Genomic DNA, 20,947 nt, shown 5'->3' on the forward strand with positions numbered 1-20,947 from the left:
TCCAAGGGGCAGGGCTACACTCCGAGTTCGGCGCAGAGGGCGGCGTAGGCCTGGAGGTGGTCGGGGTTGCCGCGGACGGCGCCCAGGCCGATCACGTCGAACTCGTCCGCCGTGGCCGCCGCCTTCACCCCGAGCGCCGCGAGAGCCTGATTGATCGTCGCTCCGTCGGGCGTCAGGCGCACCTCCCCGTCGAACGCGGCCGCCCACTGGTCGCCGGTGCCGGCGAAGTACTCGGTCTGGACGACGGCGAAGCGCGGTGTGCGCCCGCGGGTCACCTCGCGCACGAGGTCGTGCAGGACCGCCTCTCCCGGGAACGTCATGCTCTCCGCGAGGATCCCGGGCGGCAGATCGAGCTGGGCGCGGTTGCCCCGCACCGCGGCCCAGTAGGCGGAGAAGTAGTGGTCGATCGGGAACACGGTGATGTCCGCGTGTGCGAGCACGGCACGCAGCCCCACGGATTCGGCTCGTGGGGTATCGACCCGCCCGGCCACGACGAGTCCGCACATAGCGTGGGCCATGCGGGCATCGTATCCAGTGAGGCGTGTGGCGATCGGAGCAGGGCCGGAGGCGGCATGAGCGGGGAAATCGAGGGTGCGGCCGAGGAGTTCGAGCGCTCGGCGGACTGGTTGCGGGACGCCTTGCGGGGTCTGGTGGCGGCGGTCGACCGCGCCGCGGAACCGGAGGTCGAGGAGTGGGTCCAGGAGCGGCGGACCACACGCGGGGCGCAGGGGCGTCAGTTCGGGATACGTATATCCCGCATCGCTCCGCCCGGTCCTCACCACGCGGACGGCGTCGCCGACGCATTGGCCTCCGCCGCCGACGCGATGACCGCGGCCGGCTGGCGCACCGAGATCAGGGAGGACGCCCGGGGGCCTCGACTCCTCGCGCAGCAGGCCGGTTTCGAAGTCGGCCTCTTCGGCGTGCGGAACGGCGGGCTGAGCGCGTGGGGGAAGGCGCCCACCGTCTGGTTCCGTACCCGTTGGGCGCGTCCACCGCGCGCGGCCACGCCCGAGACCCTGGCGCCCGGATACGAGCTGTGCCCCGGGTGCGACGGCTGGGGCTCCTGCTTCGGCTGCGAGGGGCTGGGTTTCCTGGACGGGCGGCAGTGCCCGGAGTGCGGTCTCGGCATGGACTGCTCGTACTGCGGGGGCTCCGGCCGGCGACGCGCCGACCGTTGACTCTCCCGGCCACCCGACCGGGAGTTCGGCTTCTCGGACGACCCGGAGGTGATGTGCGAATGAACCGCGCGCCCCGGCCTCCGGGGCGCGCGTCGGGGTCTCATCACTCCTTCGTGTGAACCCGTCACCGGATCGACGGACATCTCCTGCCGCGATCATGTCGTTATGTGGGCGTGAGAGGGATAAACGATCGACGGAGAAAGGATTCTTCGATAGGTCGGCGCGACTGCGTCGTCGACCTGTCGGCCGGCCCTGTCGTTCCGAACACCCGAACCGACCACTTTCAGACGAAACCATTCTGCAACGCGGGAACCGGACCGCACCCGGTAGGACCACGCGCGCCCGCCCGCCCTCCCCCAAGGACACCCATGCATCGCGATCCGATCGACAGCCCGGGCGACATTCCGGTGAGGACGAGTCCGGGAGCGGCGCCGGGCCATCGCGGCGTCGACGCCCTGGCCCCACCCCCACAGCCGCCGGGCGCGCGCCTCGCGGCCGGGGGCGCCGGATCGGACCGCGCGCCGGGCAGGGCGGCCGATTCCGCCGAGGCGGCCTTCGACGCGCTCTACCTGTCCACGGCGCCCGGCCTCACGCAGCAGGCGTACGTGCTGACCGGCTGCCGCCGCCTCGCCTTCGAGTCGGCCGAGCAGGCGTTCCACCGCGCTTGGGAACAGTGGCCCGAGGTCGCGCACGATCCCGACCCCGAGGCATGGGTCAGGGCGCGGGCCCACGAGTACGCTCTCGCGCCCTGGCACCGCCTGCGCCCCGGCAGGCCCCGGCCCGATCCGTCGGCCGCCGACCCCGTCGTGCGCGTGCTCCTGGAACTCCCGCCGTGGCAGCGCCGAGCGGCGCTGCTGTGCGACGGCCTCGACCTGAGCGTCTCGGAAGCCGCCGCCGAGACGCACGCGACCACCGCCGCCACCGCCGGCAGGCTGCGCCATGCCCGCGCCGTCATCAGCGGGCGGCTGCCCGACGGCGCCGCCGGCGCCCCGGACCACCCGCTCCGACGGCGCGTCAAGGACGCGTCGGCCGCCACCCTCGCCCAGCCCTGGTGCGTCCGCGCCGCGAGCGAGCGTCGGGCACGCGCTCTCACCCTCGTCGTGTTCGCGGCGACCGCGGCCCTGGCCGCCCTCGCCGGCGCCTTCGCCCTCGCCCCGCCGACCGACAGGCCCGACGACGACAACGGCCGCTCGCCACACGCCCGTTCCCAGCCCGGCGACCCAGCGCACGGGACACGGTGACGGCCGGGACGCGGTGACGGCCGGGACACAGTGACGGCGGGGACACAGTGACGGCCGGGGCACGGTGACGGGTCTCCGGGCCCTGACCGCTTCAGGTCCGTCCCCGAAACGTCACAACGCTGTCATCACAGCCGCGCCCCCGCCTCAGCCGACGCACCATGTTCCCAACCCACCACCGCACACCCAGGGGAACCATGCGCATCCGCACCGCAGCCGCCGTCGCCGTACTCGCCGTCGCCCTCGTCGGCTGCGGCACCGACTCCGACAGACACAGGCCCACCACCGTCGAAATCCCCTCGCCCACGCACGCGCGTACGCCTCCTGCGACGGGCACCGCGCACACGGGTACCGGCGCCGGGAACGCCGGCATTCCGCCGGAGCCCACCGGCGCCCGGCGGGACGCCGTCCTCGCGGCCATCCGCGACGTCAACGCCGGCCTCGCCCATGACGAGGAGAAGGCCATCGACGCGGCCCGCAGCCAGTGCGCGGCCCTCGACGGCGGCGCGGCGGAGCCTGACCGCAGCGCCGTGCGACGGTTCTCCTACGACGGTGTCACGCTGACCCGTGACGACGGGAGCCACCTCAACATCGGGCTGCGCAGGACGCTCTGCCCCGAGTCCTGAGGCATCAGCCCGCGGGTGGGGCGTCGCGGCTCCTGACCTGGCTGAGCAGCTCGTCCAGGTCGACGTACTCGGTCTCGCCGCCCGCCGGGACGATCGCGTACGAGGCCGCGAGGAACTGCTCGATGACGGGCTTCGGCGCGTGGAACGTCACCGGGCAGCCCGGTGGGTGCAGCCAGAAGTAGACGACGTCATGGGCGGGGTCGAACGACGGATGGACGGAGACGTCGCCCGGACCCGCCCAACCGTGGAGCCCCTGGGCGAGGAGGTCGCGGGCGAAGACCCACGTGACCGGCGTGGGGAGGTCGACCTGGCAGTCCAGGTGCACCGCGTACGGATCCCTGCGGTGATAGCGCAGCCGGGCGGGTACGGGCGCCGTCCGGTCCGGGGCGGTGTACGCCGCCAGGGTCAGGGGGACGACGCAGTCGGGGGCCTGCGCTGCGCCGCAGGGCCCCTTCTTCGGCTTCCGGCCGGTCACCGGCGCTCCACCCCCGACACCACGCCCCGCGCGCCGCGGGAGACGGGGACGAGTTCCGGCAGGACCGGGACGATCCGAGTCGGGGTGACGGAGACGAGCGCCAGCGGGCGGTCCTGGGCCGCCGCCCCCGGGACGAACCGCCCGCTCTCGAGCCACTGACAGGCGAGCGCGGCAAAGATCGGAGACTCGCGCAGAACCGTTTCGTCCAGGGCTAGGACGGTGACGCGAGGGTAGGAAGTCATGCCCGAGGAAACGATGCTGCAAGATCTCGGTAACTCCCTGAGTCAACCCTCCTTGACATCCGAGACGGACCCTCCGAGCAATTCACCCACTCGCCCCCTCGACCACCCCTCGCCTGCCCCTCACCCGCCCCTCGCTCACCCCTCCACCACGTCACGCATTCCGCTCAGACGTTTGAGAGACGGAATCCGCATCCCCCTATCAGGCGAAGTGATCACCCATTGGTGGTGCGACCTTCCCCCGACCTCGGTCGTTAGGTGGGCATGACGTCGGAAGGGGTGTTTGCAGAAAGGGTTCTTCTATGGAACGCGGTCACACACACGAGTTAACCGGAGAAGATCACGTGCGCGCCTCCGCACTCCGTGCTCTCGACGGACCGATCTGAAACAAGGGCACGAAGAAAGTCAGATGGACTGGTACAGAGAAAAGCCGAACTTCTACATCCCGCAGCACCCCATGGAGCCGGTGCGGGAGACGCCGCAGTACCCCGGCGTGGGGCGCGACACCTCGCCGTATCCCACGGGCTCGGGCTGGAACGTGCGGGAGTACCCGGGCATGGGGGACGACGTCCCTGCGTACGCCGCGGGTCCGGTGCGGGAGATGCCGCAGCACCCCGGGGCGGGGCGTGACGTTCCGCTCTATCCCCCGCGCTCCGGGCACGACGAGCGCGTCCCGTACGACAGTGGCCCCGTTCCCACCCGGCAGCCCTGGGACGACAACGGGCTCGACACCACGATGAGTCACAGGAATCTGGAGGAGGAGCTGGCCCACCTGCTGGCCGCGGAGCCGGCGCCGCCGCCGCAGGACGCCGACCCGATGGACCGCCAGGCGCCCAGGATCGACCGGCGGCGCACCCGGCCCAGACCGCAGTTCCTCGGCCTCTACCGGCGCATCACCCAGGTGACGGCGCTCTTCGCCGCCATCGCGCTGTGCGCGGCATGTCTCCTCGTGTGGTCCATCGCCTATACGTACGGGCAACTGTCGGAGACCGCGGCGTCCGTACTCCCGATGGACCTCGCTCTCTGGTGGCCGCTCACGCTGTACGGCCCCTGGTCCGTCGCGGCCCTCTCGGTTCTACGGGCGGCCGTACAGCGACAGCCCGCGAAGCGCTCCTGGGGAGTGCTCCTCGTGACCTCGGCCATGGCGGTGGCCCTGTGCGTGAGCCACTCGTCCCGCTCGGTGCTGGCGTACGTGACACTCGGGATTCCGCCGATCACGTCCCTGGTGTGCTTCTGGGAGCTCGTCGGCCAGTTCTCCTGCGAGCGCCGGACCCGGCGGAGGTCTCGCGTCCCGCAGCCCTCCAAGGCATGACGAACCCCCGGAAGAATCCCCGGAAGGAACCACCCGACCTCCACTGAGGGACCGCCGAGAAGCTCCTCAGCAGAAACGGTTCGCCGACTCCCCCGGCGAACCGTTCCATTCCGTTCCAGCCAGTTCCGTTCCGTTCCAATCCGTCCGTACGCGACTAAGGGCTGTCCCGTAAAGGCCCCTCATAGCTCAGGGAACGGCAGGGTGTCGTCCATCATCTGCAACAACTTCCGAGCAGGTGTCGCTTCCTCTGGCCGTACGGAGGAGACGACGCTCTCGATGACTGACCGGCCTACGTACACGGCTGCCCTTGAGGCCGTCTCCCAGCCGGTTTGCTGCCGGTAGCTCGCATCGTGTTTGCGGTCCTGGGTCGCCGAAGCGGCGGAGTGCCACTGGTCGGTCTGGTAGATGCTTCCCAGCAGGTCTAGCAACTCGGCCTTGCAGGCCACGTGCGGGGACCCGGCCAGTTCGAGAAGGAACGGGACGGTGGGAGCTGTCGCCTCGCCGACAACGAACCCCAGCGCGCAGATGGCATCGCCCAGGTCATCGATGGCGATGCGGGCCGTGTCCTCGTCCCCGTATGCGATCCGGGACAGCAGAGGGGGGATACCGCCGGCTGCGGCGCCCGTCGCGTCGCGCAGTTCTCCCCAGCGGACCGCGGAAAGGCTCCTCAACAGACTTCCCACACCCTGCTCCTCATCAGATCCTCGTGCCGGCCCCGGCGGTGCCTTGAACATGGTGCAGCTATGGGTGAGGCCCTGGCCAGACGACCTTTGACCGGGTGGTGTAACAGGCCACCGGCTGGCGCCATGATCTTGCTGTGACTGGAGTGATCACGGCGTCGGCCTCGTCCTGGATAGCCCCGTTCACCGGGCTGAGCCCGCGTTGCTTCGGCAAGCTGGTGACTGCGCTGCGCCGAGAGGGAGCCGACGAGGTGCGGCGGGGCCGGCCGTGGGGGCTGCCGCTGGAGGACCGGGTGCTGCTGGTCACGGCGTACTGGCGCACCAACTTGACGCTGCGCCAGCTTGCCCCGCTCTTCGGGGTGTCGAAGTCCGCGGCCGACCGCGTCATTAAACACATCGGCCCCCTGCTCGCGCTCCGGCCGCGCAAGCGGTTCCGCAGGGACACTGTGCTCGTCGTGGACGGCACCCTGGTGCCCACCCGGGACCACACGGTGGCGGAGCAGTCCAAGAACTATCGGTACTCGACGAATCACCAGGTCGTGATCGATGCCGATACCCGCCTGGTCGTCGTGGTCGGCCAGCCGCTCGCCGGGAACCGCAACGACTGCAAGGCGTGGGAGGAATCTGGCGCCAAGGCCTCCGTCGGCAGCACCACGACGATCGCCGACGGCGGCTACCCGGGCACCGGACTTGTCATGCCTCACCGTCGGCGAAAGGGCGAAGAGCTACCCAAGTGGAAGGAGGCGCACAACAAGTCCCACAAGCAGGTCCGTGCCCGCGTTGAGCACGTCTTCGCCAGGATGAAGACGTGGAAGATCCTCCGCGACTGCCGCCTCAAAGGTGACGGCGTTCACCACGCCATGCTCGGCATCGCACGGATGCACAACACTCGCCGGATAGGCGAGCGGCGCACGACGGCCGGCCATGCCCGAGGCGACCCGGAGATCATTTGCGGGACAGCCCTTAGGTTCGGTCCCGCCGATCATGTCCGGAGCCAGATGATGGTTGCGACGGTGATGGTGCCCAGGTAGACGTATGCGCGCTTGTCGTACCTCGTGGACACGGGGATGCCGCGCCGACGCAAGTAGCGTCGGGTCCGGCGATTGCTGTACGCCTTGTCGGCGCTCACGCTGTCTGGTGTGGTTAGCGGGTGGCCTGGCCCGAGTCGAGGCACCCGGATGCGTTCCATGACTGGCCCGAACTGTGTGCAGTCCGCCCGTTGGCCTGCCGTCAGTCTGCCGTCAGTAACAGTGAGAGCACGTGGCAACGCCCGTCGGCACTCAGGTGGATCTTGATGATGAAGCCTCCTCGGGAACGACCGAGCGCCTCACCTCCTGCACCACCTCCGCCAGGCGGGCGCACAGTCTCGCCCACAGGCTTCCGCTCTGGTGTGCCATCGCGGCCGCCCCTTTTGACGCGGCGGGCGGCGGAGCTTTCCGCGCGCCGGCCGGTAGCGTTCAGGCAGGTCGCGCCGCTGCTCCCCGGTTCGCACCCGGTGCAGGATGCCGTTGATCACCTGACGGTGATCAACGGCACCACCTGCAGCGGTTGTTGTCCGTGGGCAGGAGCGGTTCCAGACGTCGCCACTCCGCCTCCGTCGGATCCCCCCGACCGGTCACGCAAGAGCCAAGGAACCAGTGGGTGACATGGGTACGGTCAGCATCTGCGATGCCACCACGCCAGCCCCGGGTCTTCCGTCGGCTCGTGATGCGTTCGCCCGAGGAGCACCGCGTCCAGGCGCTCGACCTGCACCCGGAGTTCACCCGCGGCCCTTGGCGGAAGCATGAACAAAGCGTCTTGCAGCTTGTCCCGGGCCCAACCCTCGCCGCAGCAGGGGCAGGTGAACTCCGCCTCCCCTTGCCTCCACCGGCGCCTCGTGCCGTGGACGCGCACGGACCACACGCTCAGCGCCACCGCCACGACGCCCGGAGACAATCGCTCCCGTTCGAGCACACGGACAGCGGCGTTGGCCGCTCCCGACAGACCCGGGACATCGCGATACCGCACCCAGGGTGCACTCCACCTGCGTTCCCGTGGCCGAAGTGAAGCTGGTGTTCTACGAGGCACGGCCCCTTCGGATGCAGGTCATGAACAGCATCCTCCCACAGCCCGAGCCGCAGCCCGAGATCGGCCGGACGGAACCTAGCTCAGCGTCTTCACCGCGGCAGCGTCGTACGGCTTCAGCTCGTCGAACCGGCCCGACAGGACCTTCGACGCCCACTCGGGGTCCTGGAGCAGGGCGCGGCCGACGGCGACCATGTCGAACTCGTCCCCCTCCAGGCGGTCCAGGAGCTCGTCGATGCCCTGCACCGGAGAGCCCTGGCCCACGAAGGCGCCGATGAAGTCGCCGTCGAGGCCGACCGAGCCGACGGTGATGGTGGGCCTGCCGGTGAGCTTCTTGGTCCAGCCCGCGAGGTTCAGGTCCGAGCCTTCGAACTCGGGGATCCAGTACCGGCGGGTGGAGGCGTGGAAGGCGTCGACGCCGGCCGCGGCGAGCGGGGACAGGATCGCCTCCAGCTCCTGCGGCGTCTCGGCGAGCCGCGCCTCGTAGGCGTCCTGCTTCCACTGCGAATAGCGGAAGATCACCGGGAAGTCGGGCGAGACGCTCGCGCGCACGGCCGCCACGATCTCGGCCGCGAACCTCGTACGGGCCACGGGGTCGCCGCCGTAGGCGTCGGTACGGCGGTTCGTCCCCGACCACAGGAACTGGTCGATGAGGTAGCCGTGGGCGCCGTGCAGCTCGACGCCGTCGAAGCCGATGCGCTCGGCGGCGGCCGCGGCCTCGGCGAAGGCGCCGATGACGTCGTCGAGGTCGCGCTGGGTCATCGCCTTGCCCTCGCCCTCGGTGCCGTCGGTGCGGATGCCGGAGGGGCCGACGGCGGGGGCCTCGGGGTAGGGCGCCTGGCCCTCCTTGCGGACCATGCCGATGTGCCAGAGCTGCGGGACGATCGTGCCGCCCTCCGCGTGCACGGCCTCGGCGACCTTGGCCCAGCCCGCGAGCTGCTCCTCGCCGTGGAACCGCGGCACCCGGTCGCTCTGGCCGGCCGAGTCGTGGCCGACGTAGGTCCCCTCGGTGACGATCAGTCCCACGCCGGCGGCGGCACGGCGGGCGTAGTAGGAGCGCACGTCCTCGCCGGCGACGCCGCCCGGGGAGAACATGCGCGTCATCGGCGCCATCGCGATGCGGTTCGGGACGGTCAGGCCGTTCAGCGCGACGGGCCGGGAAAGGATCTCGGCCGCGCGGGAGGCGGGGGACTCGGTGACGGTCACAGAAACGCTCCTCATGGCTACTGCTTGACAACTTCGATGCTTGAGAACCTCATGCAATGACGAAGACGGTAGAGGTCGATATTTGAGGTAGTCAAGTATCTCCGGGTAGAGTGACCCCATGACCGAAGCTCCCCGCGCCGACACGGCCCAGCTCATGGAGCTGCTCTCCCTGTCCCTCGGCGTCTACTACGGCGAGTTCATCGCCTCGGCGGCGAGCGAGAACCTCACGGCGAGCCAGGGCAAGGCCCTCACCGTGCTGCGTCGGGGACCCGCGGCGATGCGGGCCCTGGCCGAGACCATGACCTGCGACGCGTCGAACATCACCGGGATCGTCGACCGACTGGAGAAGCGCGGCCTGGTGCGCCGCGAGGCCGGCACCTCCGACCGACGCGTCAAGAACGTCGTCCTCACCGCCGAGGGCGAGCGCGTCGCCGACGCGATCCGCGCGAGGATGCCCATCACCCGGGAGGGCCTCGACAGGCTCGACGACCAGGACCGGGACCGTCTGCGGATCCTGCTGGAACGAGTCTTCCTCTCCGACCACCCCACCGCCTGATCCTCCGCCCCTGGCGACGGGTACGACCCCGGGGGCACCGCCCCCCGTCGGCCCCAACGGTGTCACCCTCCGTCGACCCCACCGGTGTCAACCTCCTCAGCGCCGGAGCCGCCGACTCCCTCGGCCGGCGTCCACCGCCCGGCCAACTCCTCACCGCCTCCGCCGAGTTCTTTCGCGAGCGCGGTCACCAGGCATTTCTCCATGGAGTGACTCAAGGGGTGAGACGAGGGTCTTGACGACGCGATTGGTCCAGTCCAATCTGTGACGCGCTCACCTCTCCCTGCTCCCCACCCCACCCCCCCATCCCCATCACCACCCACAGCTCCCCCTGGAGGAATGGTGTTCGTACGCAACCGTCTGGTGGCATCGCTCGGCGCGTCGCTGCTGGGCGCGGCGGCCCTGGTCGCCCTGCCCGCCCCAGCCGCCCAGGCCGCCGAACTGCTGACGAACCCGGGCTTCGAGTCCGGCTCCCTCTCCGGGTGGAGCTGCTCCGGCGGCACCGGCTCGGTGGTGTCGAGCCCCGTCCACGGCGGTACCAAGGCGCTGGCCGGCGCGGCGAGCGCCTCCGACACCGCCCGGTGCGCCCAGACGGTCGCCGTCCAGCCCAACACGACCTACACGCTGGCCGGTTGGGTGCGCGGCAATTACGTGTACCTCGGCGTCGACGGCAGCGCCTCGACCTGGACCGCGTCGGCACCCTCGTACCAGCGCCTCTCGCTGAGCTTCACCACCGGCGCGAGCCAGACCAGTGCCACCGTCTACACCCACGGCTGGTACGGGCAGGGCACCTACTACGCCGACGACCTCAGCCTCGACGGCCCCGGCGGCGGGGGCGGCGGCGACACGCAGGCCCCGAGCGCGCCCACGGGCCTCCAGGTGGCTTCGAAGACCGCCTCCGCGGTGACCCTAGCCTGGGCCGCGGCCTCCGACGACGTGGGCGTCACGGGGTACGACGTCTACCAGGGGGCCGCCAAGGTCAGCACGGTGACGGGCACGACCGCCACGGTCGGCGGGCTTGCCCCGAGCACCGCGTACACCTTCACCGTCAGGGCCCGCGACGCCGCCGGCAACGTCTCCCCCGCGTCCGCTCCGGTCACGGTCAGCACCGAGGCGGGCGGCGGGGGCGGCACCGGCTTCAAGCAGGCCGCGCCCTACCTGTACCTCGGCTGGGGCAACCCGCCGGCCCCGGCCACGGTCATGAACGCCACCGGCATCAAGACCTTCACCATGGCCTTCATCCTCTCCTCCGGCGGCTGCAACCCGGCCTGGGACGGCCAGCGTCCGCTCACCGGCGGGATCGACCAGTCCACCATCAACGCCATCCGGGCGGCCGGCGGCGACATCGTCCCGTCCATCGGCGGCTGGTCCGGCAACAAGCTCGGCCCCAACTGCGCCACCCCGGAGGCCCTCGCCGGCGCGTACCAGAAGGTCATCGACGCCTACGGGCTCAAGTCCATCGACGTCGACATCGAGAACACCGACGAGTTCGAGAACGCCGCCGTCCAGGACCGCGTCCTCGGCGCGCTGAAGATCGTCAAGGCGAACAACCCGGGCCTGCGCACCATCCTCACCTTCGGCACCTCGACTACCGGCCCGACCTCCTGGGGCAACCGGCTCATCGAACAGTCCAAGGCGCTGAACGCCGGCATCGACGTCTTCACCATCATGCCCTTCGACTTCGGCGGCGGCGCCGACATGTACGGCAACACCGTCAAGGCCGCCGACGGCCTGAAGAACAAGCTCAAGTCCGTCTACGGCTGGGACGACGCCACCGCCTACGCCCACGTCGGCATCTCCGGCATGAACGGCCTCTCCGACCAGCAGGAGGTCACCACCCCGCAGACCTGGACCGGCATTCGGGACTGGGCCAACACCCACCACATCGCCCGGCTCGCCTTCTGGTCCGTCAACCGCGACCGGGGCTGCGCCGGCGGCGGGGTGACCGAGACCTGCTCCGGCATCGCCCAGGCCGACTGGGAGTTCACGAAGATCACCGCCGGCTTCACCGGCTGACGCCACCTACGCCGTTCGGCGGGCCGGACCCCTCTCTCCTGGGGCCCGGCCCGCCGCCGTATCGCGCCGGTGACCGTGCCCGTCCGCCGCCCCCGGGAGGCGGGTCAGGACCGGCTCAGGAGCACAGGGTCTTCTGCAGCAGTTCGCCGAACTCGGCGGGGTGGGTGGTCGAGCCGGTGTGTCCGCCGGGGAAGTGCTGGAGGTCCACGCCGAGGAGTTCGGCGAGGAATGCGGTTGCACGGTAAGGGAGTTCACCGCGCGAGTCCTGACCGCCGGCGAGGACGAGCCGGTCCGACAGGGCTGCCAGGCGGGGGATGTCGGGGGTGTAGGCCATGAAGACGGGGACGATGCGTTCGACGAAGTACGGCAGGTCGGCCATCGTCCGCTCGGCCCGCGCGGCGGCCTGCGGCGGCAGCTCGGTCGCGGACTCGGGCGCGGGATTCCCACTCCCCTCCGTCAGCCCTGCGGCGAACACGGCCATCGCCGGCATGAGCCCCCGGGTACGAAGCGTGTCCCGCACGCGTGCGAGGAGCGCGCGGTGTTCGGCCGCGTCCGGCAGGACCTCCACCACGGGCGGCTCGTGCGCCACGACGCGTGCGACGCGCTCGGGGTGGGCGGCGAGCAGGTGCAGCGCGGCGATCGCCCCCGAGCTGGCGCCGAAGACCCGCGCGGGCTCGCCGGGCGACAGGTGTTCCAGCAGACGCAGGGCGTCGTCGGCGTGTTCGGACACGCGCTGCTCGGCGGCGGCGTCGGCGTCGGCGTCGGCGTCGGCGCCGAGTGCGCTGTTCCCGATGCCGCGCGGGTCGTAGGCCACGACGGTGTAGTCGGCGGCGAGCGCGTCGACGACGCCGTCGAAGGCGGCCGCGCCGCCCGCGCCGCCGGGGATCAGCAGGAGGAGCGGGCCTCGGCCGCGTACTTCGTAGTGCAGGGTCGCGCCGTCCACGCGCAGGCTGCCGATGACGGGCTCGGTGATGACGGGCTCGGTGATGACGGGCTCGGCCATGAGGGGCTCGGTCATGAGGGGTCTCCTTCTCGGGCGGAGGGCCAGTTCTCCAGGAGGGAATGCAGGGCGTCGAGGGCCCGGACCCAGGACTGCTGCGGCGTACGCTCGTGCGCGAAACCGCCCGCCGCCTCCAGGGCGACGAATCCGTGGAACGTGCTGCGCAGCAGCCGGACCGCGTCGGTCAGATCGGGTTCGGCCAATCCGTAGCCCCGCAGCATGCCGTACGTCAGCACGACCGCGCGGCGCGGTCCGGGCGCGTCCGCGGCCAGCTCCGGGGCGATCTCGATCGGAGCCTGCGTCGCGGTGTAGCGGCCCGGGTGCTCGTGGGCGTACGCGCGCCATGCGTTCGCGAACGCCACCAGCGCGTCCTTGCCCGCCCGCCCCGCGGTCGCCTCCGCGATGCGGATCGTCTTCTCGTCCGCCGCAAGGAGCGCGATCCGCCCGCGCAGGTCGTTCAGGCTCCGTACATGCGCGTAGAGACTCGCGTCCTTCACCCCGAGCCGCCGCGCCACCTGCGACATGGTCACCCGGTCGAACCCGACCTCGTCCGCCAACTCAGCCGCCACGGCGGTCACTCGCTCCGCTGTCAGCCCCGCACGCACCATGAGCTCCCCCATTCCTAATAGCTCTAGTTTTAAGCTAGGAGTATTAGGTTCGTCAATTGAGTGCAAGCCTCGTCGACGTGTCGGATCACCGTCGGCGTGCGCGACATGGTCGGTATGGGTGGAGGAACGAGGCGAGTCGCCCGGACGTAGGCGCTGATCACGCCTCGGAAGAACCGCCACCGCTACGGGTGCGATGTGGAGTCCGGCCAGATCGATGGTCGCGGTCTTCTCGTAGCGGGGGGCGATGCCCCGCCACTGTTTCAAGCCGTTGATGCAGCGTTCGACGGTGTTGCGCTGCTTGTACGCCTCGCGGTCGAAGGCCGGCGGCCTGCCCCCTCGGCTTCCGCCAGCAGGCGGTGGCCGCGTTGATCGGCCGGAATGGGAATAACGGCGCGGTTCCCGCGCTTGCGCAGGTGCTCGCGGATTGCACGGGAGGAGTACGCCTTGTCGGCCAGGAGCACGTCCGGCCTGGTGTGGGGCCGTCCTCGCCGTCGAGGACCGCGAAGGCGGGCCATGACGTCTGTGAAAGCGGGTGCGTCGCCGGCCTGTCCGGCGGTAAGAACGAAGACCCATGGCCGACAGTGGGCATCGGAAGCCAAGTGGATCTTTGCGGTCAGTCCACCGCGGGACCGACCGATGGCGTGATCGGCCGGTTCGCCTGCGGGGCCCCTTCTTGCGGGCTCCGGCCGCGTGCTGGTGTGCGCGCACGATCGTGGAGTCCACCGAGACAGTCCAGTTGAGGTCTTCGTCGGCGTCGGCCTGTGCGACCAACGCGGTGAGCACCCGCTCCCAGGTGCCGTCGATGGCCCATATCCGCAGCCGGTTATAGACGCCTCGCCAGTTGCCGTACTTCTCAGTGGACGTTAAGTCCGTTTCTGGTAGCGGCCTCGTCCGGGCTGGGTGAGGAAGCCTTGGCGGGTGAGGCGGCCCAGGCGGCTGCGGGTGACGTTGACGGACGGTTCATCGGTGGGCATGCTGAGGAGTTCGTGCAGCTCACGGACTCGGAACACCTGGTCGGGGTGCTGGGTGAAGGCGTTCACGATGGCCTGGTAGGCGGTGTTCGTCTCGGGCGGATCGGGTTCGGCTCCTGCCGGTGCGACCTCCGCGATGACCTTTCGAGTAGTGACCAGATCTGCGAGTCGCGCTTCGGTCTCGGCCAGGGCAACGGTGAGGTGCTCGATCTGGCCGCGTAGGTCTCCGGCCCGGGCGGTGGCCTCGTCGTGCTGGGCCTGGAGGTCCGCCAGGAGCTCGATGACGTTCATGCTGCCATCGCGAGGGTGTCACGCCAGGCCGGAGCGGGTGTGGTGAGCCGGCGGGTCATGTTCGCGATGGAGGCCCAGTAGACGCGCGAGGCAGAGGTGTCGGGCCGGTGGTCATACTCGCGGGCCAGGCGGCGGTGCAGCATCAACGTGCCGTTGACCTGCTCGACCACCCACCGCTTCGGCTGCGGGACGAAGCCTTTGCCCTGGTCGGCGGGGTTGCGGCGGACGACCTCGACGTCGATGTCCAGCAGGGCGCCGTGGATGAGGACCTCATCCTTGAAGCCCTGGTCCACCAGGGCCTTCTCCAGACGCATTCCGTATCGCTCGGCTGTCTGGTGGAGCAGGGCGGTGCCGGCGGCGTTGTCGTGAGCGGAGGCGGCCGGCACGACGACACCGATGATCAGCCCCAGCACGTCGACGGCCAGGCCCCGCTTGCGCCCCTACACCTTTTTGTTGGCGTCCAGGCCCGTCGTGGTCTTCGGGACACCGGCGGCCGCGCGAACGGACCGGGTGTCGAGGATCACGAGGGACGGGTCCTCTAACCGGCGGGCTCTCTCCCGCACCTGGCAGCGCAGGAGCTCCTGGATCCGCTGGTCCAGCTCGTCCTGGCGCCACAGGCCGAAGTAAGAGAACACCGCCGACCAGGCCGGGAAGTCGTGGGGCCGATAGCGCCACTGGCAGCCCGTCCGGTTCTGGTAGAAGATCGCGTCCACGACCTCCCGGGTCGCAGGACCCAGGGTCCCCGGTCGCCGAACGTGCCACCCGGCCCTGCTTCCAGGCCGTGATCATTGACTCGATCAACGCCCACTGCTCGTCCGATAAGTCGCTCGGACACGGTCTTCGTTCCATGCTCCGCATCTCAACATGGGCATGCCCAACAGGTGGCCCGTGCGCGGCGATCAGTACCAGGATCGAGCGATCACGAACCGGGGAAGGTCGGACTTGACATCCACCGATAGCAGCGGTGCCGCGAGTTCGGAAAGCTCGGCAGGTAGATGCAAGAAGTCGGCGTTCTCGCGGTGGCGTTGGAGAACGTCGATCAGGGAGGATGGCACGCGAACGCGCCCCCTGTTCGTGATCAAAGGCTTCGTGAACCTTGATCATCAGGGGTCGCGTTCGTCGCATCCAAGCATGGACAAGCAGGTCATCAGCCCACGTCCGCATACGAGTTACTCGTCTCGCTGCGCGAGAACTCACGCGCCCTGGCGGGATGCCGATGGCCCTTCTGGCGGGGCGGGGTTGCAGGCCCATGCCGCCACCTCACCGGCCTCTGCCTACCCTGAAACATCTGAGGTACCTTCTGGTGCCCCCCATGGCACACTCCTGGGAAGCCGTCGCCATGGAACGAATGACGGTGAAGCGCCCCCCACTTCAAACAGACAAGGACTTCACGTGTCAAGAACTCGCACTGGGACAACCGCGCTGGCCGGCGCTCTCGCCCTCACGGCCCTGGGCGTCGGTCTCGCACCGACCGCAGCCGCCGACGGCCCCGCTGTCCAGATCAAGTATTCGGTGAAGGTCACCGGCACCACCAAGAACGTGGGAGGGAAGCTGCTCGCGACATGCTCCGCCGGGAAGGGCGGCACCTGCACGCTCTCGAAGACGTACTCCGTCACACGTACCATCGGAACCGATCTGGGCATCTCACGCGGCGCGGTCGCCAGTTCGATCAGCTTCAGTAGGTCCACCTCCGCGAGCGTGACGGCGGCGTGCACTTCCCCGAAGTTCTCCTCGAACAGCCAGGTCTACGAGGCCTATGCGCAGGGGACCAGGAAGTACTACAAGGTCACCAAAAAGACCTACGTCCAAGGCATGCTGGCGAGCACCAAGACCTCGGGCACGCTCTCGGCGTTCAATCCCACAGGGGTCAAGTGCGTGATGAGGTAGCGCTGACAGGGGCAGTCTCTCTGCTCACCATGTAAGAAGGGCCGTCGGCGGGGAACGCCGACGGCCCTTGTGGTGGGGCGGGCTGCAGGTTGGCTCAGGAATCGCCGCATGGAGCGGCACGCCGAAGCCCTGCGCATCGCGCTCACCGTGCGCATGCCGGGGATACTGCAGACCGAGGACCACGCCCGCGCCGTCCTCGAGGCAGTGGCCCTCCGCCTGCGCCCCTCGGACATCGACCTGCGCGTGGCACACCGCATGGATCACCAACAGGTACTGGAGCGGGCGGATCCGCCGAACGTCGCGCTGATCATCCACGAGGCCGCCCTACGCATGGAGATCGGACCGCGCCCCGCACCCAAGTCCGAGGAGACCAAGGCGCCGACGGTGGATGGTTCCTCGCGGACCTTTGCGTGCGTGGCCGAGCCCGAAGTCGCCCTGCCCCGCTCACCCTCGGCCGCCGGTTCGACGGCCCGCAGGCCCTGTTCGCCGAGCAACTGCACGGCCCGGACCGGGGGATGCGGTACGACGTCATCGCCATGGCGCGCCAGCTGATGGGCTCCTGGCGGGCGATCACGTCCGTCCTTTACGGCTCATCAGCGACTCCTGCGGCCGGAAGAATCGCGGTCCTCACCGAACCAGCCCCGGGTCCCCCTTGCCGCCTACGTCACCGCCCATCCCACGCCGAGCACCGTCGGACGCGTGGGCGAGCCTTCACCGCGCCCCTGTGCCGTGCCCATCAGCCGGCCGTCGTGGCGCTGGCCGACCTGGCGGCCTGGCGGTCTGGCGGCCTGGCCGAAGAACCTGCCCCTGCCCAGCCTGCTGAGCACCCACACCGGCACCCATGTCTGCCGCGCGGTAGACGCAAAAAGGGCCCTGCCGCATGCCGCCGCCGCGAAACTCACCCTTGGCCAGCTCGGACAGGTAGCGGCCCACCGCGGTAGCCGTCCTGAAGGCGCTCGCGTCGTTCGGCCGCGCCCCGCGTCCGCGCCGGCCGGCATCCGACCCGTCACCGTTCGACGGACAGCACGGTGGCCGCCCAGACGGTCGCGACGCGTGCCGTGCGGGAGCGCGAACGCCGCTCTGAGCATGTCGTACCGCTCCTGGACTGCCCGCCACCTCAACCGCCGCCCGAACTTCGACGCGATCGACCCGTCGGTCCGATCGGGCCTGTCGTCCCCTCGTACTGCCGCGCCTACGACGGATCTCTGAGGCGTAACTGGCGACGACGAGTCCGGCTCCACCGCGTCAGCCCTCTTGAAAGCCTGGAGGGACAACGACCCCACCGCACGCGAAGTGGCGCCCTGTCTCGACCGTGTGGCCGTTCCGTCGCGGCACGTCTGGAAGACGTAGACGTCTCGGAACCTGCGCCGATCGCGAAGGAGCAGGCGAATCGCTCGTCGGTACGGGAAGGGCCCCGCTCTCCGGAAGAGGCCCTTCCCGCGCGCCGGGTGCGCCGCGGAGGGCGCGACCGTGGCGTCAGCCGACCGACAGGAGGTCGACCACGAAGATCAGTGTCTCGCCCGGCTTGATGGCCGACGACGGCGAGCGGTCGCCGTAGGCCAGGTGGGGCGGGATGACCAGCTTCCGGCGGCCGCCGACCTTCATGCCGCGCACGCCCATGTCCCAGCCCTTGATGACCTGCCGTCCTCCCAGCGTGAACTCGAAGGCCTCACCGCGGTTCCACGAGGCGTCGAACTCCTCGCCCGTGGAGTGGGCCACGCCCACGTAGTGGACCCCCACCACGGATCCCTTGGTGGCTTCGGCCCCGTCCCCGACCACCAGATCCTCGATGTGCAGATAGGGGGACGGCCTGCCTCGGGGGGACTCGATCTCAGGTCGCTCAAGGGCCATCGCCCGCTCCTCGCTCTCGTCGCCGGCCGACCCGTCGTCGTCCGACATGCCTAAGCGATCATTCTCACCCACCCGACCCGTGCTGTCCGGCAGGGGCGGAGGCTCTTCCCCCTCCTCCCCCTCTCCCCGCGCGCACCCCGTCTGCTGTGACATCGACCGCGTGCGGCACAATCACGGTCGACTGGCCAGACGCGGATGGGGGCGAGGCGAACGTGGGACGTTTCGGATCGTGGAGTCGGGGGAGTCGAGGGAGTCGGCGTCGGTCCGTACCGACCGATCCGGGGCTGCTGGCCGCGGCCGCGGAGCACCCGGGTGGCAGCGTCGCCGAGATCGACCCGACGTACATCGACGACCCGAACGGCTATGTGCCGCCGGAGGCGATTCGCGGCGCCTGGCTGGTGGACGGGAACGGGAATCTCACCGGTGAGTACGAGAAGAATCCCCGCCACGGCGTGCCACAGGACGACTTCGGCAAGCTCAACACCTCCGGTCACTGGCTCGGCTGGCTCGGCGACGATCCTGCCGCGGCACTCCGGGCCGGCATCGAGGACTCCTTGCGCGCGCAGGTGGCGGACGCGGTCGTCGAGTGGGTCAAGGTCCTTGAGACGCCCCACTTCCTCACGGGCGCGCGTCCCCGCTCCGAGGACGAGCAGACCCTGCTGGTGACCCGCGCGGCTCTCGCCGCCCCCTTCGCGTTGTCCGTCCGTACCGCACAGCACGGTCGTTCCGTGCTCCTCGGGGTCTTCTCGTGGGCGGCGGTGGACCTCGCGCCGCCCGGAGTCCGCAGGGATCGGCAGTGGTTCGACCTGGGCGTCGGCCTGGACTGGGCAGCTGAGCAACTTCAACAACGGATCTACGACATCGACGGTGCGGACGACGCCGCTGAGCGGTAGGGCGACAGGACCCGGAGTCGCTCCGGATGCCACTGGGGGGGGTGGCCTCACCCCCGATGGGGCCGGTGGCCGGATGGGGCGGGGGCCCATCCGGCGACAAGCTTGAGGCATGACAACACGCCGTATGAGTACGTCACTTGCCGCCTCCACCCTGGCCGTCGCGGCCATCGCCTCCGTGGGACTCGTCGCCGCGGGAGGCCCCGCGAGCGCGACCGGCAGCAAGGCCCGCCCAGCGCCCGCATCTGCCACCCAGACCGCAATCGCTGACAGTGACGGTGATGGTCACGTTGACGGTGACGGTCTGCATTGGGACGACTGTCCTGCTTCGGTGAAGCCGGGTGCCGGGCAGCAGTGCGCGACGCTCGCCGTGCCGCTCGACTACGGCGACCCGACCGGACCGCGCGTGGACATCGCCGTCTCCCGGCTGGCCTCCACTCGGCCGGAGGCCCGCCGCGGGACGCTGCTCGTGATCGCGGGCGGGCCCGGGAGCTCCGGGGTGCAACGGCTCTCGCAGAAGGGTGCCGCGCTCGCGAAGGAGACCGGCGATGCATACGACCTCGTCGCCTTCGATCCGCGCGGGGTCGGCGGCTCGACGAAGGCGCGGTGCGGGCTCGCGGACCAGGACCGGTGGCTGGTGACCCTGCGGTCCTGGCCCGCCGCCGACGGGTCGATCGGCTCCAACGTCGAGCGGGCGCGCCGGATCGCCGAGGCCTGCGACCGCAACGGCGGGGCCATGCTGCGGAGCCTCACCACCGCCAACCAGGTGCGGGACATGGAGGTCCTGCGGCAGGCGCTCGGTGAGCGGAAGGTGTCGGCGTGGGCCAACTCGTACGGGACGTACGTCGCCGCCCGATACGCGCAGGAGTACCCGGGCCGGACCGATCGCTGGGTCCTGGACAGCAGCGCCGACCCGGACCCGCGCCGGCTCGCGTACGGCTGGCTCGCCGACATGGCGAAGGGCGCCGAGGACCGGTTCCCGGACTTCGCGGCCTGGGCCTCGCACCCGGACCGCGAGGCGGAAGGCCTGCGGCTGGCGGACGGGCCCGAGGAGGTGCGCTCCCTCGTCCTCGCCCTCGCCGCACGTCTCGACCGCGCCCCCCGCGCCACCACGGTCCCCGGCGCCCTCCTCACCGGCGCCGCGCTCCGGCAGGCGCTGCAGTCCGCCCTCTACTCCGACGCCGCCTTCCCCGGCTTCGCGCGCCTCGTCGGCCAGGCACTCGACCCGAATGCCTTGCCCGTGCTGCCGCCGGAGCTGACCGGGCCGATGCCCGACGAGGCCACCACGATCACCGTGGGCGTGGTCTGCAACGACGTCACATGGCCCCGTTCCGTACCGGCGTACGAGAAGGCGGTCGCCGCCGACCGGGCCCGTCACCCGCTGACCGGTGGCATGCCCGTGAACATCACTCCCTGCGCCTTCTGGAAGGGCGGGGCGGTGGAGAAGCCGGTCCGCCTCACCGACGACGGGCCGTCCAACATCCTGATGATCCAGAACCTGCGGGATCCCTCCACCCCGTACTCCTCCGGCCTGAAGATGCGCCAGGCCCTCGGCGACCGCGCCCGGATGGTCTCCGTCGACCGAGGCGGCCACGGCGCGTACCTGATCGCCGCCGGCGGCACCGGCAACGCCTGCGGCGACCGAACGGTCACCCACTTCCTCCTGACCGGCGAACGCCCGGACACCGACGCGCGGTGCTGAGCGGTCGATACGTCGGCGGATACGGCCACGTCCTGCGCGTACGGGGTCAGGGCACGTCTCCCCTGGCTGTGTCGCCCTCCTCCCTCCCCCTCATCCCTCCCCCTCACCCTTCCTTCACATCTTGACGGAAGGATGGTCCAGACCTATGGTCTCGGCTCAA

Annotated in this window: 19 protein-coding genes and 5 pseudogenes; 11 read left to right on the plus strand and 13 right to left on the minus strand. The window is 70.3% G+C overall.

Going from position 1 to position 20,947, the window contains the following annotated elements; translation table 11 throughout:
• Positions 1-14: 14 nt before the first annotated feature.
• The gene (locus HHL19_RS22265) at positions 15-518 is read right to left on the minus strand and encodes a hypothetical protein (RefSeq protein ID WP_169092082.1); all 504 of its coding nucleotides are present in this window, start codon (positions 516-518) and stop codon (positions 15-17) included.
• Between the two features lie 54 nt (positions 519-572).
• On the opposite strand from HHL19_RS22265, the gene HHL19_RS22270 reads away from it, so the two are divergent.
• The 3 genes from HHL19_RS22270 to HHL19_RS22280 all read left to right on the plus strand — a co-directional run bounded on the left by HHL19_RS22270 (position 573) and on the right by HHL19_RS22280 (position 3,042).
• On the plus strand, positions 573-1,178 hold the full coding sequence (locus HHL19_RS22270; protein ID WP_169092083.1) for a hypothetical protein: 606 nt from the start codon (positions 573-575) through the stop codon (positions 1,176-1,178).
• Positions 1,179-1,546: 368 nt separating this feature from the next.
• Positions 1,547-2,419 carry an RNA polymerase subunit sigma-70 gene (locus HHL19_RS22275; RefSeq protein ID WP_169092084.1) on the plus strand — a complete coding sequence of 291 codons (873 nt, stop codon included), beginning with the start codon at positions 1,547-1,549 and terminating at the stop codon, positions 2,417-2,419.
• A gap of 194 nt (positions 2,420-2,613) precedes the next feature.
• The gene (locus HHL19_RS22280) at positions 2,614-3,042 is read left to right on the plus strand and encodes a DUF732 domain-containing protein (RefSeq protein ID WP_169092085.1); all 429 of its coding nucleotides are present in this window, start codon (positions 2,614-2,616) and stop codon (positions 3,040-3,042) included.
• A gap of 4 nt (positions 3,043-3,046) precedes the next feature.
• Here the strand turns inward: HHL19_RS22280 and HHL19_RS22285 are convergent, their stop codons facing one another.
• Together HHL19_RS22285 and HHL19_RS22290 are read right to left on the minus strand one after the other, a co-directional pair.
• Positions 3,047-3,517: an SsgA family sporulation/cell division regulator gene (locus tag HHL19_RS22285; protein ID WP_169092086.1), complete on the minus strand. Its 471-nt coding sequence runs from the start codon at positions 3,515-3,517 to the stop codon at positions 3,047-3,049.
• Positions 3,514-3,759, minus strand: a complete 246-nt coding sequence (locus tag HHL19_RS22290; RefSeq protein ID WP_169092087.1) for a hypothetical protein — start codon at positions 3,757-3,759, stop codon at positions 3,514-3,516. Before HHL19_RS22290 ends, HHL19_RS22285 begins: the two co-directional genes overlap by 4 nt.
• Positions 3,760-4,165: 406 nt before the next feature.
• Here HHL19_RS22290 and HHL19_RS22295 point away from each other — a divergent pair, with 406 nt between their 5' ends.
• A complete protein-coding gene (locus HHL19_RS22295; RefSeq protein WP_169092088.1) occupies positions 4,166-5,068 on the plus strand; it encodes a DUF2637 domain-containing protein in 903 nt (300 codons plus the stop codon).
• A gap of 179 nt (positions 5,069-5,247) precedes the next feature.
• Here HHL19_RS22295 and HHL19_RS22300 read toward each other — a convergent pair whose 3' ends face one another.
• On the minus strand, positions 5,248-5,802 hold the full coding sequence (locus tag HHL19_RS22300; protein ID WP_206325088.1) for a hypothetical protein: 555 nt from the start codon (positions 5,800-5,802) through the stop codon (positions 5,248-5,250).
• Between the two features lie 83 nt (positions 5,803-5,885).
• On the opposite strand from HHL19_RS22300, the pseudogene HHL19_RS22305 reads away from it, so the two are divergent.
• Positions 5,886-6,635: pseudogene (locus HHL19_RS22305) on the plus strand (transposase); the annotation flags it as partial.
• A gap of 95 nt (positions 6,636-6,730) precedes the next feature.
• Here HHL19_RS22305 and HHL19_RS37545 read toward each other — a convergent pair.
• The 3 genes and pseudogenes from HHL19_RS37545 to HHL19_RS22315 form a co-directional block, all read right to left on the minus strand.
• A pseudogene (locus tag HHL19_RS37545) lies at positions 6,731-7,077 on the minus strand (transposase); the annotation flags it as partial.
• 115 nt (positions 7,078-7,192) lie between these two features.
• A pseudogene (locus HHL19_RS37550) lies at positions 7,193-7,367 on the minus strand (transposase); the annotation flags it as partial.
• A 523-nt stretch (positions 7,368-7,890) separates the two neighbouring features.
• Positions 7,891-9,018, minus strand: a complete 1,128-nt coding sequence (locus HHL19_RS22315) for an NADH:flavin oxidoreductase (RefSeq protein WP_169092089.1) — start codon at positions 9,016-9,018, stop codon at positions 7,891-7,893.
• Between the two features lie 118 nt (positions 9,019-9,136).
• Between HHL19_RS22315 and HHL19_RS22320 the strand changes: the two genes are divergently transcribed.
• Both HHL19_RS22320 and HHL19_RS22325 read left to right on the plus strand, forming a co-directional pair.
• Complete coding sequence (locus HHL19_RS22320; protein ID WP_240981802.1) at positions 9,137-9,574, plus strand: MarR family transcriptional regulator; 438 nt, start codon at positions 9,137-9,139, stop codon at positions 9,572-9,574.
• A gap of 336 nt (positions 9,575-9,910) precedes the next feature.
• Positions 9,911-11,587 carry a carbohydrate binding domain-containing protein gene (locus HHL19_RS22325; RefSeq protein ID WP_169092090.1) on the plus strand — a complete coding sequence of 559 codons (1,677 nt, stop codon included), beginning with the start codon at positions 9,911-9,913 and terminating at the stop codon, positions 11,585-11,587.
• Between the two features lie 115 nt (positions 11,588-11,702).
• Here HHL19_RS22325 and HHL19_RS22330 read toward each other — a convergent pair whose 3' ends face one another.
• From HHL19_RS22330 to HHL19_RS22345, 5 genes and pseudogenes are all read right to left on the minus strand, one after another.
• Positions 11,703-12,560: an alpha/beta hydrolase gene (locus HHL19_RS22330; protein ID WP_169092401.1), complete on the minus strand. Its 858-nt coding sequence runs from the start codon at positions 12,558-12,560 to the stop codon at positions 11,703-11,705.
• A gap of 41 nt (positions 12,561-12,601) precedes the next feature.
• Positions 12,602-13,195: a TetR/AcrR family transcriptional regulator gene (locus HHL19_RS37555; RefSeq protein ID WP_240981830.1), complete on the minus strand. Its 594-nt coding sequence runs from the start codon at positions 13,193-13,195 to the stop codon at positions 12,602-12,604.
• A 159-nt stretch (positions 13,196-13,354) separates the two neighbouring features.
• Positions 13,355-14,047: pseudogene (locus HHL19_RS37560) on the minus strand (IS5 family transposase); the annotation flags it as partial.
• An 11-nt stretch (positions 14,048-14,058) separates the two neighbouring features.
• On the minus strand, positions 14,059-14,457 hold the full coding sequence (locus HHL19_RS22340) for a hypothetical protein (protein ID WP_169092092.1): 399 nt from the start codon (positions 14,455-14,457) through the stop codon (positions 14,059-14,061).
• Positions 14,454-15,306 (minus strand): annotated as a pseudogene (locus HHL19_RS22345) (IS5 family transposase). Before HHL19_RS22345 ends, HHL19_RS22340 begins: the two are co-directional and overlap by 4 nt.
• A 543-nt stretch (positions 15,307-15,849) precedes the next feature.
• Here HHL19_RS22345 and HHL19_RS22350 point away from each other — a divergent pair.
• Together HHL19_RS22350 and HHL19_RS22355 are read left to right on the plus strand one after the other, a co-directional pair.
• The gene (locus tag HHL19_RS22350) at positions 15,850-16,344 is read left to right on the plus strand and encodes a hypothetical protein (protein ID WP_169092093.1); all 495 of its coding nucleotides are present in this window, start codon (positions 15,850-15,852) and stop codon (positions 16,342-16,344) included.
• A 108-nt stretch (positions 16,345-16,452) separates the two neighbouring features.
• Positions 16,453-16,896, plus strand: a complete 444-nt coding sequence (locus HHL19_RS22355; protein WP_169092094.1) for a Scr1 family TA system antitoxin-like transcriptional regulator — start codon at positions 16,453-16,455, stop codon at positions 16,894-16,896.
• Positions 16,897-17,820: 924 nt separating this feature from the next.
• Here HHL19_RS22355 and HHL19_RS22360 read toward each other — a convergent pair.
• Positions 17,821-18,195, minus strand: a complete 375-nt coding sequence (locus HHL19_RS22360; RefSeq protein ID WP_169092402.1) for an FKBP-type peptidyl-prolyl cis-trans isomerase — start codon at positions 18,193-18,195, stop codon at positions 17,821-17,823.
• Positions 18,196-18,341: 146 nt separating this feature from the next.
• Here HHL19_RS22360 and HHL19_RS22365 point away from each other — a divergent pair, with 146 nt between their 5' ends.
• Entirely contained in the window at positions 18,342-19,088 is a 747-nt protein-coding gene (locus HHL19_RS22365; protein WP_346768371.1) for a hypothetical protein, read from the plus strand.
• 109 nt (positions 19,089-19,197) lie between these two features.
• Complete coding sequence (locus tag HHL19_RS22370) at positions 19,198-20,787, plus strand: alpha/beta hydrolase (protein WP_169092095.1); 1,590 nt, start codon at positions 19,198-19,200, stop codon at positions 20,785-20,787.
• The last annotated feature ends 160 nt before the right edge of the window (positions 20,788-20,947 follow it).

Source organism: Streptomyces sp. R302, assembly GCF_012927245.1.
Lineage (GTDB): Bacteria > Actinomycetota > Actinomycetes > Streptomycetales > Streptomycetaceae > Streptomyces.

Coding starts and splice junctions, on each gene's coding strand:
- HHL19_RS22265 (WP_169092082.1), bottom strand. CDS start 518: ATGGCCCACGCTATGTGCGGACTCGTCGTGGCCGGGCGGGTCGATACC.
- HHL19_RS22270 (WP_169092083.1), top strand. CDS start 573: ATGAGCGGGGAAATCGAGGGTGCGGCCGAGGAGTTCGAGCGCTCGGCG.
- HHL19_RS22275 (WP_169092084.1), top strand. CDS start 1,547: ATGCATCGCGATCCGATCGACAGCCCGGGCGACATTCCGGTGAGGACG.
- HHL19_RS22280 (WP_169092085.1), top strand. CDS start 2,614: ATGCGCATCCGCACCGCAGCCGCCGTCGCCGTACTCGCCGTCGCCCTC.
- HHL19_RS22290 (WP_169092087.1), bottom strand. CDS start 3,759: ATGACTTCCTACCCTCGCGTCACCGTCCTAGCCCTGGACGAAACGGTT.
- HHL19_RS22295 (WP_169092088.1), top strand. CDS start 4,166: ATGGACTGGTACAGAGAAAAGCCGAACTTCTACATCCCGCAGCACCCC.
- HHL19_RS22300 (WP_206325088.1), bottom strand. CDS start 5,802: ATGTTCAAGGCACCGCCGGGGCCGGCACGAGGATCTGATGAGGAGCAG.
- HHL19_RS22320 (WP_240981802.1), top strand. CDS start 9,137: ATGACCGAAGCTCCCCGCGCCGACACGGCCCAGCTCATGGAGCTGCTC.
- HHL19_RS22325 (WP_169092090.1), top strand. CDS start 9,911: ATGGTGTTCGTACGCAACCGTCTGGTGGCATCGCTCGGCGCGTCGCTG.
- HHL19_RS37555 (WP_240981830.1), bottom strand. CDS start 13,195: ATGGTGCGTGCGGGGCTGACAGCGGAGCGAGTGACCGCCGTGGCGGCT.
- HHL19_RS22340 (WP_169092092.1), bottom strand. CDS start 14,457: ATGAACGTCATCGAGCTCCTGGCGGACCTCCAGGCCCAGCACGACGAG.
- HHL19_RS22355 (WP_169092094.1), top strand. CDS start 16,453: ATGGAGCGGCACGCCGAAGCCCTGCGCATCGCGCTCACCGTGCGCATG.
- HHL19_RS22360 (WP_169092402.1), bottom strand. CDS start 18,195: ATGGCCCTTGAGCGACCTGAGATCGAGTCCCCCCGAGGCAGGCCGTCC.
- HHL19_RS22370 (WP_169092095.1), top strand. CDS start 19,198: ATGACAACACGCCGTATGAGTACGTCACTTGCCGCCTCCACCCTGGCC.